At 38.3% G+C, this 13470-nt stretch carries 10 protein-coding genes; 7 read left to right on the plus strand and 3 right to left on the minus strand.

The features are described 5' to 3' along the window. Positions 1 to 44 precede the first annotated feature (44 nt). The 3 genes from QLG01_RS15440 to msrB are packed head-to-tail and all read right to left on the minus strand — an operon-like array spanning position 45 to position 1791. Positions 45 to 890 carry an AraC family transcriptional regulator gene (locus tag QLG01_RS15440; protein ID WP_192454189.1) on the minus strand — a complete coding sequence of 282 codons (846 nt, stop codon included), beginning with the start codon at positions 888 to 890 and terminating at the stop codon, positions 45 to 47. Continuing rightward, positions 890 to 1375 carry a glutathione peroxidase gene (locus QLG01_RS15445; protein WP_005304488.1) on the minus strand — a complete coding sequence of 162 codons (486 nt, stop codon included), beginning with the start codon at positions 1373 to 1375 and terminating at the stop codon, positions 890 to 892. The genes QLG01_RS15440 and QLG01_RS15445 overlap by 1 nt, the downstream gene beginning before the upstream one ends. Beyond that, positions 1372 to 1791: a peptide-methionine (R)-S-oxide reductase MsrB gene (msrB, locus tag QLG01_RS15450; RefSeq protein WP_282496872.1), complete on the minus strand. Its 420-nt coding sequence runs from the start codon at positions 1789 to 1791 to the stop codon at positions 1372 to 1374. The genes QLG01_RS15445 and msrB overlap by 4 nt, the downstream gene beginning before the upstream one ends. Before the next feature lie 237 nt (positions 1792 to 2028). Between msrB and QLG01_RS15455 the strand changes: the two genes are divergently transcribed. The 7 genes from QLG01_RS15455 (at position 2029) to QLG01_RS15485 (ending at position 13466) form a co-directional block, all read left to right on the plus strand. Further along, entirely contained in the window at positions 2029 to 3459 is a 1431-nt protein-coding gene (locus tag QLG01_RS15455; RefSeq protein WP_282496873.1) for a pyridoxal phosphate-dependent aminotransferase, read from the plus strand. A 476-nt stretch (positions 3460 to 3935) separates the two neighbouring features. After that, positions 3936 to 5243 carry a dicarboxylate/amino acid:cation symporter gene (locus QLG01_RS15460; RefSeq protein ID WP_013198151.1) on the plus strand — a complete coding sequence of 436 codons (1308 nt, stop codon included), beginning with the start codon at positions 3936 to 3938 and terminating at the stop codon, positions 5241 to 5243. Between the two features lie 680 nt (positions 5244 to 5923). Next, entirely contained in the window at positions 5924 to 6991 is a 1068-nt protein-coding gene (locus tag QLG01_RS15465; protein WP_005304480.1) for a type II asparaginase, read from the plus strand. Between the two features lie 199 nt (positions 6992 to 7190). Next, entirely contained in the window at positions 7191 to 10754 is a 3564-nt protein-coding gene (dnaE, locus tag QLG01_RS15470) for a DNA polymerase III subunit alpha (protein ID WP_282496874.1), read from the plus strand. A gap of 14 nt (positions 10755 to 10768) precedes the next feature. Continuing rightward, entirely contained in the window at positions 10769 to 11608 is an 840-nt protein-coding gene (locus QLG01_RS15475) for an RNA methyltransferase (protein ID WP_013198154.1), read from the plus strand. Then, positions 11601 to 12416 carry a serine O-acetyltransferase gene (gene cysE, locus QLG01_RS15480; protein WP_013198155.1) on the plus strand — a complete coding sequence of 272 codons (816 nt, stop codon included), beginning with the start codon at positions 11601 to 11603 and terminating at the stop codon, positions 12414 to 12416. The genes QLG01_RS15475 and cysE overlap by 8 nt, the downstream gene beginning before the upstream one ends. Before the next feature lie 105 nt (positions 12417 to 12521). Then, positions 12522 to 13466 carry a hypothetical protein gene (locus tag QLG01_RS15485; RefSeq protein WP_282496875.1) on the plus strand — a complete coding sequence of 315 codons (945 nt, stop codon included), beginning with the start codon at positions 12522 to 12524 and terminating at the stop codon, positions 13464 to 13466. The last annotated feature ends 4 nt before the right edge of the window (positions 13467 to 13470 follow it).

Consider the following 13470-nt stretch of genomic DNA (forward strand, 5'->3'; position numbering starts at 1 on the left):
TGTATGGAATAGCTTAAAAATAGAGAAAAATAATTTATTGTAAATTATTGCGCGGCTGCGAGTTGGAACTGACGAGGAGTGATTCCAGTATGCGCTTTGAAGGCTTTATGAAAATGGCTCTGATCACTAAAGCCCAAATTTACTGCCAACTCCACAAGCGAAATCCCTTGTTTTAATTGAGCTCGAGCTTGGTTAATTTTTAAATTAATTTGAAATGCATGAGGTGTTAAGCCAACATTGGATTTAAATAAACGAATGATTGCATATCGACTAAGACCCACCTGCTGTGCAAGTTCTTCTAGAGAAATAAACTGTTCTGATGATTTAATAATATGAATTAAATCCAGAAAGTCTTCATACAAATATTGAGTTTTCTGTATTTCTTCTAATATAAAATGAGGTAGTAACAAGTGAGTAAGGCAATAGATAAGCGACTGTTCTTTTTCAAAAATCAATTTTTCAGAATCAAATAAAGTTTCATTCATACCAGAAAAAGCCTGATATAAAGACTCATCTTTAAGAATGAGAGGTTTATGCTGGGGTAAATTTAAATCAAAGCCCTCTTTTTGAAACTCTGTAAACCATTGCTTAAGCCAAGATATATCCAGATGCAACATCTGGTAACTCCAAGCCTGATCAGGTAATGGGTTACAAGAATGTTCTATGTGGGCAGGTACAATGACTAACGTACCAGCAGAAATCTTTTGTGCTGTACCAAATGAACTTTGAAAAACGCTATTCCCTTCATCTATAGCTCCAATAGAAAATGTTGGATGACTATGAGACTTATAACATGTTCGACTAAAACAAGATCTTCTGGCTTCAACATAAGGCATTCGCCCATCTTGCCAAAACTCAAAAGCTTGAGGAATAGCGTTCATTGAATTCATTAACTTGCTAATGCTTTTTCAATATCAGCTTCTAATGCTTCTGGTTTAGTCGTAGGTGCATAGCGATTAAGCACTGCGCCATCTTTCCCTACCAAAAATTTAGTAAAGTTCCATTTAATCGTGCTGCTCCCTAAAATGCCTTTAGCTTCACGTGTCAAATATCTAAAAATCACGTGGGCTTCTGGTCCTTTTACATCTACTTTCGCAAACATCGGGAATTTAACCCCATAGTTGCGCTGGCAGAACGTACCGATTTCTTTATTGCTACCCGGATCTTGCCCACCAAACTGGTTGCAGGGAAACCCTAAAACTTCCAAGCCTTGATCTTTATATTTCTCATAAAGCTTTTCAAGGCCAGCAAATTGTGGTGTAAAACCACATTTACTTGCAGTATTTACAATTAGTAAAACTTTACCTTTGTAATCAGCTAATTGCTTAACTTCACCCTCTAACAGTTCAGCTTCAAACTGATAAATATTACTCATGGATAGGTTTCCTCATCATTTTTTTCTTCTGATTTAAGTTGTAATGATGCCGAGTTTACACAATAGCGCAAACCAGTCGGCTGTGGTCCATCTTCAAAAACATGCCCTAAATGGGCTTCGCAATCATGACAAACTATTTCTGTTCTGACCATACCATGCGATAAATCGTCATGTTCTTCAATTGCAGTGGGCTCAATCGGTTTAAAAAAGCTAGGCCAACCACAACCACTGTCATATTTAGTATCTGATGAGAACAATTCTGCACCACAGCAACGGCAGACATAGGTGCCATGTTGCTTAGTATTCCAGTATTGCCCCGTAAATGCAGGTTCAGTGCCCTTTTGTCGTGTGATCCGATACTCTTCTGGTGATAACTCTCTTTGCCATTCCCGGTCTGTTTTATTGACTTTTCCCATGACATGCACCTTTATTCTGATGAAACATTTCTGATGATTGAGTTTTATATTTACGCCATTCCTCGCAAAAACACTAGTCTCTGAACGTAAAATTTGTTGGAATTTAATCACCTAAGCAATAGAAAGCAAAAGGTAAGCAAAATTCAAAATTAAAAGTAAGCAAATTTATGTTTTATTTTCTTCCAAGGAAGCAAAGATGGTGCTATTCTTGTTCGGCACGGTTGTATAGGACAAAACATGTCTCAGAAAAAAAGTGTGCTTTTCCAGCAACTATTACCAGTTATCAAACAGTATCAGCAATCGGGCTTTACCCATGAAAAAATTGTTGAATTACTAAAAGATCAACACGATCTGAATTTGGTAACAGTTAAAACATTTAAAAGTTATTTATACCGATATGCAAAAGTGAATCCAGTTATGTCTAAAAATACTGCTATCCTCCAATCCATGCCAACTTCTCGAGAAATAAAGAAATCATCGAAGCTTGAGCATGTTTGTTATGACATTCGCGGACCAGTATTACGAGCCGCCAATGAAATGGAAGAGCAAGGACATAAAATCATCAAGCTCAATATCGGCAACCCTGCTCCATTTGGTTTTGAAGCCCCACAAGAAATTATTAATGACGTTGCTTTAAACCTACCAAATGCGATTGGTTATGTTGACTCAAAAGGTATCTTTCCAGCACGTAAAGCTATCTGCCAATATTACCAACAAAAAGGCATCCTAAATATGCACGTGAATGACGTGTATATCGGTAATGGCGTGTCTGAACTTATTGTTATGGCGATGCAAGGCCTGCTTGATGATGGCGACGAAATGTTGATTCCAATGCCAGATTATCCGCTTTGGACAGCAGCTGTTAATCTTTCAGGTGGTACAGCAATTCATTATAAATGTGATGAAGAAAATAGCTGGTATCCAGATATTGCTGACATTGAAAGTAAGATTACATCGAATACTCGCGGTATTGTCATCATTAACCCGAACAACCCTACTGGTTCAGTCTATCCACGTCATATTCTTGAACAGATTGTAGTGCTTGCAAAAAAATATGATCTAATTTTATTTGCTGATGAAATTTACGACAAAATTATTTATGACGGTATTGAACATGTTTCAGTAGCTTCATTAGCTGGCGACCAGCTTTGCGTATCTTTTAATGGTTTATCAAAAGCTTATCGCATTGCAGGTTTCCGTTCAGGCTGGATGGCAATTACTGGAGATAAAAGCCGCGCTGCTGACTATATCGAAGGTTTAGATATGTTGGCATCAATGCGTCTATGTGCAAACGTTCAAGCTCAATATGCGATTCAAACTGCTTTAGGCGGTTATCAATCAATTAATGACCTGATTCGTCCGGGTGGCCGTTTGTACGAACAGCGTAATATTGCTTGGGAAATGCTAAATGAAATTCCTGGTGTAAGCTGCGTAAAACCAGAGGGAGCAATGTACTGTTTCCCTCGCCTTGATCCAAACATCTATCCAATTGAAGATGACGAAAAGTTAATGCTTGATTTGTTACGTGCAGAAAAAGTGTTATTGGTCCAAGGTACGGGCTTTAATTGGCCAACTCCAGATCATTTCCGTGTGGTTTTCTTACCGGCTGAAAATGAATTACGAGAAGCAATCACTCGTTTAGGTCGTTTCTTAGCCAATCGTCGTTAAAAAAATGCATATCAAAAAAGGCATCTTAAATTAGATGCCTTTTTTGATAATTTTATTTAACTAATTTAAAAAAAGAATAATTACAAACTCTTCCGCGCTTTTATTTTCACTAAAATAACTATTTGAATTTAAATATTTTTCATTAAAATTTTAATTTATTTAATCTTTAAACTCTGTTTAACAATTCATTTCTATATTTTTTACCATACGTTTAAATTTGTGCGTAATTTCACATTTCCTGCAATCTTCATTATGCAAAAAATGCATGGATCAATATTTTTTTGCATTTCACACTGCTTCAAAATCGAGCAACAATCCCTTCCCATAACAACATCACCATATTCGATTCGGTTAAAACAGATTCAGATATCTAGGAAGATAAAATCGGTAGAACGACCGGACTGAACTAACAAGGAAAGCTTTCAATCATTCAAATCCCATCAAAGAATGATTGAATCAAATGGATAGAGGTTCATATGAAGCAAAAGAAATTGCTCAAGTATATTGTTATTGCTATTTTACTTGGCGTACTGACAGGCTGGATTTGTCACCACTTTTTTAATGAAGGTGACCAACTCAAACAAATCGCTTCTTATTTTAGCATCGGCACAGACATCTTTTTACGCCTCATCAAAATGATTATTGCTCCATTGGTATTTGCCACAATTGTTTCAGGCATTGTATCAATGGGGAAATCTACATCGATTGGTAGTATCACACTCAAGTCAATGACTTGGTTTATTACTGCTTCGTTTGTATCACTTGCCATCGGCATGGGTTTAGCAAACTTTTTCCAACCAGGCGCAGCTCTAGATTTAGCACTACCAACAGCTCAACAACTTAGTGGCGCTTCTCTCCCAGAGACCACTGGCTTTACACTGCAATCATTCTTAAGCCATGTGTTCCCACGCAGCATTGCAGAAGCAATGGCAAATAACGATATTTTACAAGTACTTGTTTTCGCTATTTTCTTTGGTTCAGCACTCGCTTTTGTAAATCAAGGCAACGAAAAAGATTCAGTTATTGTTCGTTTGACTGAAGAACTTAGCAAGATCATGTTCCGTATCACCGATTACGTCATGATGTTTGCACCATTTGCAGTATTTGCTGCAATTGCTTCAGCAATTACAGTACAAGGTTTAGGCTTAATTGTTGACTACGGTATTTTAATCGCTGAGTTCTATTTCGGTCTTCTATTACTTTGGATCATTTTGTTCTCTGTTGGTGCAATCGTACTTAAAAAAGATATCTTCCGCTTAGGCAAATTAATTCGCGAACCTGTAACTCTTGCTTTTGCTACAGCTTCAAGTGAGTCTGCCTACCCTAAAGTAATGGATGCACTCAATAAATTTGGTGTACCTAAAAAAGTGACTAGCTTTGTATTACCGTTGGGTTATTCATTTAACCTAGATGGTTCAATGATGTACACCACGTTTGCAGTACTGTTTATTGCTCAAGCTTACAACATCGATCTTAGCTTCACTCAACAAATCTTAATTCTGTTAACTCTGATGGTGACAAGTAAAGGTATTGCAGGTGTATCACGAGCTTCAATTGTGGTTATTTCAGCAACACTCACCATGTTCCATTTACCTGAAGCTGGCATTCTCTTATTGCTTGGTATTGATCAGTTCCTTGATATGGGTCGTACTGCAACAAACGTAGTAGGTAACAGTATTGCTACCGCTGTTGTTGCTAAGCTTGAAGGCGAAAAAGTAGCAGATACTGAAGAGCTACCAGAGCCAGTATTAATTAAATCAACTCAAGAACAAACGCCCGCTTAAGTTTCTCTTTTCTCCCACTCTCCCAACTTAAGAGCAATTTTATATGACCTTATAAAATTGCTCTTCTTTTTATTCTAAAATTAAACAATAAAAATTTATGTGTATTTCCATATTAAATAATGAACCAAATAATATATTTTTATTCCTATTAAATTTTCTTAAAACAAACCTTAAAAAGAGAATAAAATTCACCCAAACAGAATTTAAATTCTTAGAAATAAACATCAATTGATTATTTTTTAATTCACTTAACTACCACTTAATTATATTAAACTATTGGAATTATTGTTTAGTTTATCTATCAATAAAATTATATAATTTTACTTACAAACAATATTATATAAAATCAATGATATATAAATACCAAATGGTAAAGAAAAAGCATACCCCCCATTATTTTTAAATTTTATAATAATGAGAAAATCATTTGTATCACTTATATTAAAAACAAAAAAAAGAGATAAATTAGAAAAACTTAATAGATTTTTTATTTTATTCATGATATTTATTAACGCTAAATAAAGGCAATGACTAAGCAATTGTTGATGAAACAAATGCTATTCAGGGATGCTTCTTATTCAAACAAGTTACGAATATGTTTTACATGGTATGTATTTTGCTTAGGAAAAGCAGGCGTATTCGGCAAACTTCTACTTCGTCACTTCATAAGGATATTTTCGATGTTGACTAAAACTGTTAAATCTTTAGGTTTAGCGATGGGCTTATTGGCCTGCTCTCTCCCACTTTACGCAAAAAATAATGTAGTTGTTGTAGCCACTGGCGGTACTATCGCAGGTGCTGGCGCAAGCTCAGCAAACAGTGCAACCTACACTGCTGCAAAAGTTCCAGTTGATGCCTTAATTAATGCTGTTCCACAAATCAAAGATTTGGCGAATGTCACTGGTATTCAAGCATTACAGGTCGCTTCTGAAAGTATTACTGACAAGGAATTATTACAAATTGCTCGTCAAGTAAATGAGCTGGTAAAAAAACCATCTGTTAATGGTGTCGTGATTACTCACGGTACAGACACTTTAGAAGAAACAGCATTTTTCTTAAATCTTGTTGTTCACACTGATAAACCGATTGTTATTGTTGGTTCAATGCGTCCTTCAACTGCTCTTTCAGCAGATGGACCACTTAACCTTTATAGCGCAGTTGCTTTAGCAGCTTCTGATGATGCAAAAAATAAAGGCGTTATGGTTCTTATGAACGACTCTATTTTTGCAGCGCGTGATGTCACTAAAGGCATTAACATTCATACAAATGCTTTTGTTAGCCAATGGGGCGCTTTAGGTACATTAGTTGAAGGCAAGCCATACTGGTTCAGACAATCTGTAAAACGTTTTACAAATGCTTCAGAATTTAATATCGAAAATATTAAAGGTGATGCACTTCCACTGGTACAAATCGTTTACGGTTCAGACTCTATGCTTCCAGATGCTTATGAAGCATATGCAAAAGCTGGTGCTAAAGCGATTATCCATGCAGGTACAGGTAACGGTTCTGTTGCGAACTATATCGTTCCAACTTTACAAAATCTTCACGACAAGAACGGTATTCAAATTATCCGTTCATCACGTGTACCACAAGGTTTCGTATTACGTAATGCTGAACAACCTGATGATAAATATGGTTGGGTAGCTGCTCATGACTTAAACCCACAAAAAGCACGTCTTCTTGCTGCACTAGCTCTTACTAAGACTAATGACGCTAAAGAAATTCAACGTATGTTCTGGCAGTACTAAGTTTTTCAACCAGCTCAAACCTTGGTGTTTGAGCTGGTCATATTTTATAAAAATAATGTCTTTTATATTAAAACTGTACAATAGATGTTCAACTCATTCTTCTTAAATAATAAAATCCTTAACAGTTTGCCAAAATATTAACCATTTCCTTTTAACTTTGCGTGTTAAACTATGCTTCGGTCGCATTAAGGATTGGTTTATGCAGTTTGTTCATCTAGGTATTTATACAGAATTTTCGATTACAGAGTCGATAGTTCGCATACCTGACTTGGTCAATGCTGCGGTTAAAGACCAAATGCCTGCGTTGGCATTAACTGACCTCTCTAACCTCCATGCGGCGGTAAAGTTTTATAATGCTTGTTTAAAAAAAGGCATTAAACCTCTTTTAGGTAGTACGATTCGCCTTGATGATGCTCAACACCGTGCAACTTTACTTGCAATGAGTGATGTTGGGTGGAAAAGTCTTACCGAAATCGTTTCACGCGGTTTTATTGAAGGACAACAGCTCAGTATTCCATGTGTAAAAAAAGAATGGGTACTTGAACAGCATCAAGATATTATCGTTTTACTTGGCCAGCATAGTGATGTTGGTCAGATGCTTTGTTCATCTAACCCGCAAAAAGCAGCTCCCCTTTTAGAAGCATGGCTCGAAAAGTTTGGTAACCGTGTTTATCTTGCTTTAACACGTACCGATCGTCCTGGTGAAGAAGACTTTATTCAAGAAGCAGCTAAACTTGCTGCACAATATAATGTTGGTGTAGTTGCACATAATGATGTGCACTTTGTAGAAAAAGAAGATTTCGAAGCGCACGAAGCGCGTGTTTGTATCGCTGATGGTTATGTACTCGCAGATAATCGCCGTCCACGCATATATAGTCCTGAGCAGCACTTTAAAACCTCAGATGAAATGATCGAATTGTTTTCCGATATTCCTAGTGCTATCGAGAACACCTATCATATTGCTAAACGATGTAACGTTAAACTGCAACTCGGCACTTACTTTTTACCTGACTATCCAATTCCAGATGGTTTTACCATCGACACTTATTTTGAACATTTATCTAAAGTAGGTTTGGAAGAGCGCTTAAATTATCTTTACCCTGTTGAAAAACGTGGTGAAGATTGGCCAGAGATTCGTAAGCCTTACGATGAACGAATTGATTATGAAGTCGGTATTATCCTGAAGATGGGTTTCCCCGGCTACTTCCTCATCGTCATGGACTTCATTCAATGGGCAAAAAATAATGGTGTACCAGTTGGGCCAGGCCGTGGTTCAGGTGCAGGTTCATTAGTCGCATACAGCTTAAAAATTACCGACCTTGACCCACTTCGTTACGATCTGCTCTTCGAACGTTTCTTGAACCCAGAACGTGTATCGATGCCTGACTTTGACGTCGATTTCTGTATTGCTGGACGTGACCGCGTTATTGATTATGTATCGCGTACTTATGGTCGCGAAGCCGTTTCACAAATTGCAACTTTCGGAACCATGGCAGCAAAAGGTGCAATCCGTGACGTTGCACGTGTATTGGGTAAATCTTACGGTTTAGCTGACCGTATTTCAAAAATGGTACCTACCAAACCACTCGGTGTGGATTTAGCTACCGCTATTGATATGGAACCCCAGCTTAAAGATATTGTGACCAACCCATCTAACCCAGATAACGACGATGCAAGCGAAATCTGGGAAATGGCATTAAAATTAGAAGGTGTAACCCGAAATACCGGTAAACATGCCGGAGGTGTAGTCATTGCACCAGGTAAAATTACCGATTTCTCGGCTGTACTTTGTGATGCAGATGGAACAAACCGCGTTGCTCAATATGATAAAGACGATGTAGAAGCAGCGGGTCTGGTCAAGTTCGACTTCTTGGGTTTACGTAACTTAACCGTTATTGAAGACGCGATTCAAAATATTAATAAAAACCGCGACAGTAATGATCAACTCAATATCTTGCATGTTCCTCTAGACGACGCTAAAGCCTATTCTGTCTTTGCCGATGCAAATACAACAGCGGTATTCCAGTTTGAATCCGTCGGCATGAAACGGATGCTTAAAGAAGCACGTCCAAGCAAATTTGAAGAAATTATTGCGTTCGTATCCTTGTATCGTCCGGGTCCAATGGACCTGATTCCTGACTTTATTCACCGTATGCATGGTGGAGATTTTGAATATCTCCACCCTCTTTTAGAAGGTGTATTAGAACCAACGTACGGGATTATGGTTTATCAGGAACAGGTAATGCAGACTGCACAGATCTGTGCAGGTTATACGTTAGGTGGCGCAGACTTACTACGCCGTGCAATGGGTAAAAAGAAACCTGAGGAAATGGTCAAACAGCGCCAAATCTTCTTAGAAGGTGCTGCTGAAAAAGGGATTGACGAAAGTACAGCAAACCATATCTTTGACTATATGGAAAAGTTTGCAGGCTATGGTTTTAACAAATCTCACGCGGCTGCTTATGCCCTAGTTGCCTATCATACTGCATGGTTAAAAGCTCACTATCCTGCTGAGTTTATGGCAGCGGTAATGACATCGGAAATGCAAAACACGGACAGTGTTGTATTTTTGATTGATGACTGTCGAAACAATAATCTTGAAGTCTTACCACCATCAGTCAACATGTCGACTTATCACTTCCATGCAAGTAACGATAAAACGATTGTTTACGGTTTAGGTGCAATTAAGGGCGTCGGCGAACAAGCAATGCAGTCAGTTATTGACTCTCGTCGACAATTTGGCCCTTATACAGATCTATTCGATTTTTGCCATCGTATTGATTTAAAGAAAATCAATAAGCGTACTCTTGAAGCTTTAATTCGCGCTGGTGCACTCGATTGCTTAGGAATTGAACGTGCAAGCTTAATGGCACAATTGCCTGAGGCTGTTCAAGCCGCTGAACAAGCACGCAGTAACCGTGAAAGCGGAATTATGGATTTATTTGGTGAGGTTGAAGAAGTTCAGCGTAAGCCAGCTAAACCAGTAAAACCATGGAGTGACGAAGTTCGTCTTAAAGGCGAAAAAGACACGCTTGGTTTATATTTAACCGGTCACCCCATTGATGTTTACCGACAAGAACTCAAAGCTTTTATTCCAGTAAAACTAAATGAAATTACTGCGACGCGTCGTGGTGTTACGACGGTTTATGCAGGGTTGGTTATTGATGTCGCAAACTTCCCGAACCGTGTGGTTATTGTACTAGATGATGGTACGGCACGTATTGAAGTCAGCTGTAACCATGAGCGCTTCCAACGTTTTAAAGATATTGTGCAAGTTGAACGTGTTGTCGTTTTCGAAGGCGAAATCTATGAGCGAGAAGGCTTTGATCGTCCAATGGGACGTTTAACCAAGGCTTTCACGTTAAATGAAATAAGACAAAAACGTGCTAACAGTATTCAAATCAAATTAACAGAAGAGTTCATGCAACCAACATTGGCGAAAGATCTGCAAAACATGATCTTGCCATTTTGCAATGTAGATATGCATCAACATATCACTCTACAGTTACAGATTGATCAACCCTATGCTCAAGCCGAACTTCAGTTTGGTCCGCAATGGAAAGTCGCTCCTCTAGATGAATTACTTGCTAAACTCAGAGATTATTTTGGTAAAGATAATATTTATATTGAATATCAAGTAAAGTCGAAAGCAGCTAAAGCAGCAGACCCTGTTCGTCCACATGCTGTTGCCCCTCCTCCTGCGGGTATTTCTATGGATGATGCATTGGATTTATACCAAAGCGAAGTTTCTCAATATTCGTAATTTCTGGAAATCTTATGAGTTCGTTTGACCACACCACCGTGTCAAAGCAATTAGCACAAGTGCGTATTGTCATGGTAAATACAACTTTGCCTGCCAATATTGGTAGTGCTTTACGTGCCATGAAAACAATGGGACTAATTAAATTAGTTCTCGTAGCACCAAAAACATATCCTCATCCAGATATACAAGCACTTGCCGCAGGTGCCCAAGATTTATTTGAACATCTTGAGATTGTAGATACCTTAGAAGATGCGATTAAAGACTGTCATTTAGTATTTGGAACAAGTGCACGTAGCCGCACCATTCCTTGGCCTTTACTTGATGTGAGACCTGCGGCTAAAGAAGCTATTAAGGCCACCACTCAAGGACAACAAATTGCTATTGTTTTTGGCCGTGAAGACCGTGGCTTAACAAATGAAGAATTAGCACTGGCAAATTATCATTTAACCATTCCTGTAAATCCGGACTATGGCGTGTTGAATGTTGCGCAAGCGATTCAAGTTGTATGTTACGAACTTCGCATGTCTGCTCTCGAGCAAGAGCAAGTCGATCAGAATGTAGATGAAATGCCATTAGTGCAAGGCCAAAGCATGCAATGGGATGAACCTTTGGTGACTCAGCAACAAATGGAAGAGTTTTATCCTCATCTAGAAAAAATGCTGACCGAAATCGAATTTTTAGATCCAGAAAATCCACGTTTATTACCTTTACGCTTGCGTCGTTTATTTGGTCGTATACAATTAGATCGTATGGAATATCATTTACTTCGCGGTATTTTTAGTCGCGTACAAGCTTTAACAAGTGGTAAATGGAAAAAAGCATTATCTGACAAGGAGGATCAACCCAATGCTTAAGCAGCTTAAAGAAGATATAAAAGCTGTATTTGCGCGAGATCCTGCTGCCCGCAATACACTTGAAGTTCTCACAACTTACCCAGGTATTCATGCAATTATGATGCATCGTGTTGCGCATGAATTATGGCAAAAAGACTGTAAAGGTGCAGCTCGCCTACTTTCTTCATTTAGCCGTTTTGCAACTGGAATTGAAATTCATCCTGGCGCTAAAATCGGTAAGCGTTTTTTTATTGATCATGGCATGGGTGTTGTGATTGGTGAAACTGCTGAAATTGGTGATGATGTTACGCTTTATCATGGGGTTACCTTAGGTGGTACCACATGGAAAACTGGTAAACGCCATCCAACTTTAGAAGACGGTGTTGTTGTTGGTGCCGGTGCGAAAATTTTGGGTCCATTTACTGTAGGTAAAGGTGCCAAAGTCGGTTCAAATGCTGTAGTGACCAAAGCTGTTCCTGCCGGAGTAACTGCTGTAGGAAACCCTGCTCGCTATATCTATAAAGATACCGACAAAACTAAAGATAAAGATGAAGAACGTCGCCGCGATTATGCACAAAGTATTGGTTTTGCCCCATATGCGACAACTGCTGATCAGTCAGACCCTATTTTAGAAGGCATGCGTGTTTTACTTGATCGTATTCAGCACAATGAAACGCGTATGAATAATTTATGTCAGCGTTTATCAGAGCTAGATCCTAGCTTCGAAAAAGAAAGTCAAGATGAACAACCTTTTAGTGATGAAGAGCTAAAAATTCTTGAAGAAGTGCGTCGTGAATGTGGTGCACAAAACAAGATATCAAAAACGTAATATTCTTGATTCATAATGTAACACGCTTACCCTTGCATGTCGGTTTAGCTTTTTCTAGACTTGTCACTACCAAATCTGACTTTACTAAAATGAACGGAAGATCCTATGAATTTTAAGCCTTTGGCATATATCATCCTTGCGACTTCAAGTTTAACAGCTTGTACAATGGCACCTGTAAAACAACAAAAAATTGAGCCTTTTGTTTTCAAGGAACCAGAGCTTACTCCTCCTTTTTATGCGTTAAATCCTTTTAACTACGATCAACCGCCAGCATTTGAAGTTGCCTTAAAAGACGCTGCTGCACAGCCAGTAACCAAAATGGTCGTTAATCGTCAAGATGACCCAACTAAACAGCTTACTCTCGACGTCAACAAACTGATTGTTCCGACTGTAAATAATTCACAGCGTTCAATGAAATACGCTGTATTAGCTGGTGAAAATGAAATTGATGTTACAAGTATTGATGACTTTTTACAGTTAGTAGAAGGCAAAGCTCGTCACTACCCACCTCGCTTTACTGATCGTCAAGAGCGTAAAGGCTTCGAAAGTAAACTTAAAGAAGTAACACAACAACTTGATACACTTGCTGCAAACCCAAATGCATCATTTGATATTTTGCTTCGTGCTTTCAAAGCAAGTGTTCTTGCACGTAATCTTGATTTAGGTACTGTTCATACCACTAGATCTTTAGAATATGCTCAAAGACTTTTAAAAATTAGCCCAGATGATGCAGAAACAAACTTCTGGTTTGGTTTCGGTTTATCTGAAGGTGGTGGTCAACGTGAAGCTATTCCTTACTTAGATAAAGCCATTAAAGGTAATGTTCAAGAAGCGTATCTAGCTGCTGCAAATAACTATATTGCAATGGAGCAAAAGAAAAACGCGATTCAGACACTTAAAAATTATAAAGTGAAATATCCAGATGAATCGGAAATTGCTGATCGTTTAATTCAAGAAATTGAAAAACAAGGTCGTTGGAATGTATGGCAAGTTTTGACTAACCCTGCAATGTCTGCAACTACAACACCAAGTGCACCACCTAAAAAATAAGCTT

This window comes from Acinetobacter sp. V89_4, assembly GCF_029967875.1.
Lineage (GTDB): Bacteria > Pseudomonadota > Gammaproteobacteria > Pseudomonadales > Moraxellaceae > Acinetobacter > Acinetobacter oleivorans.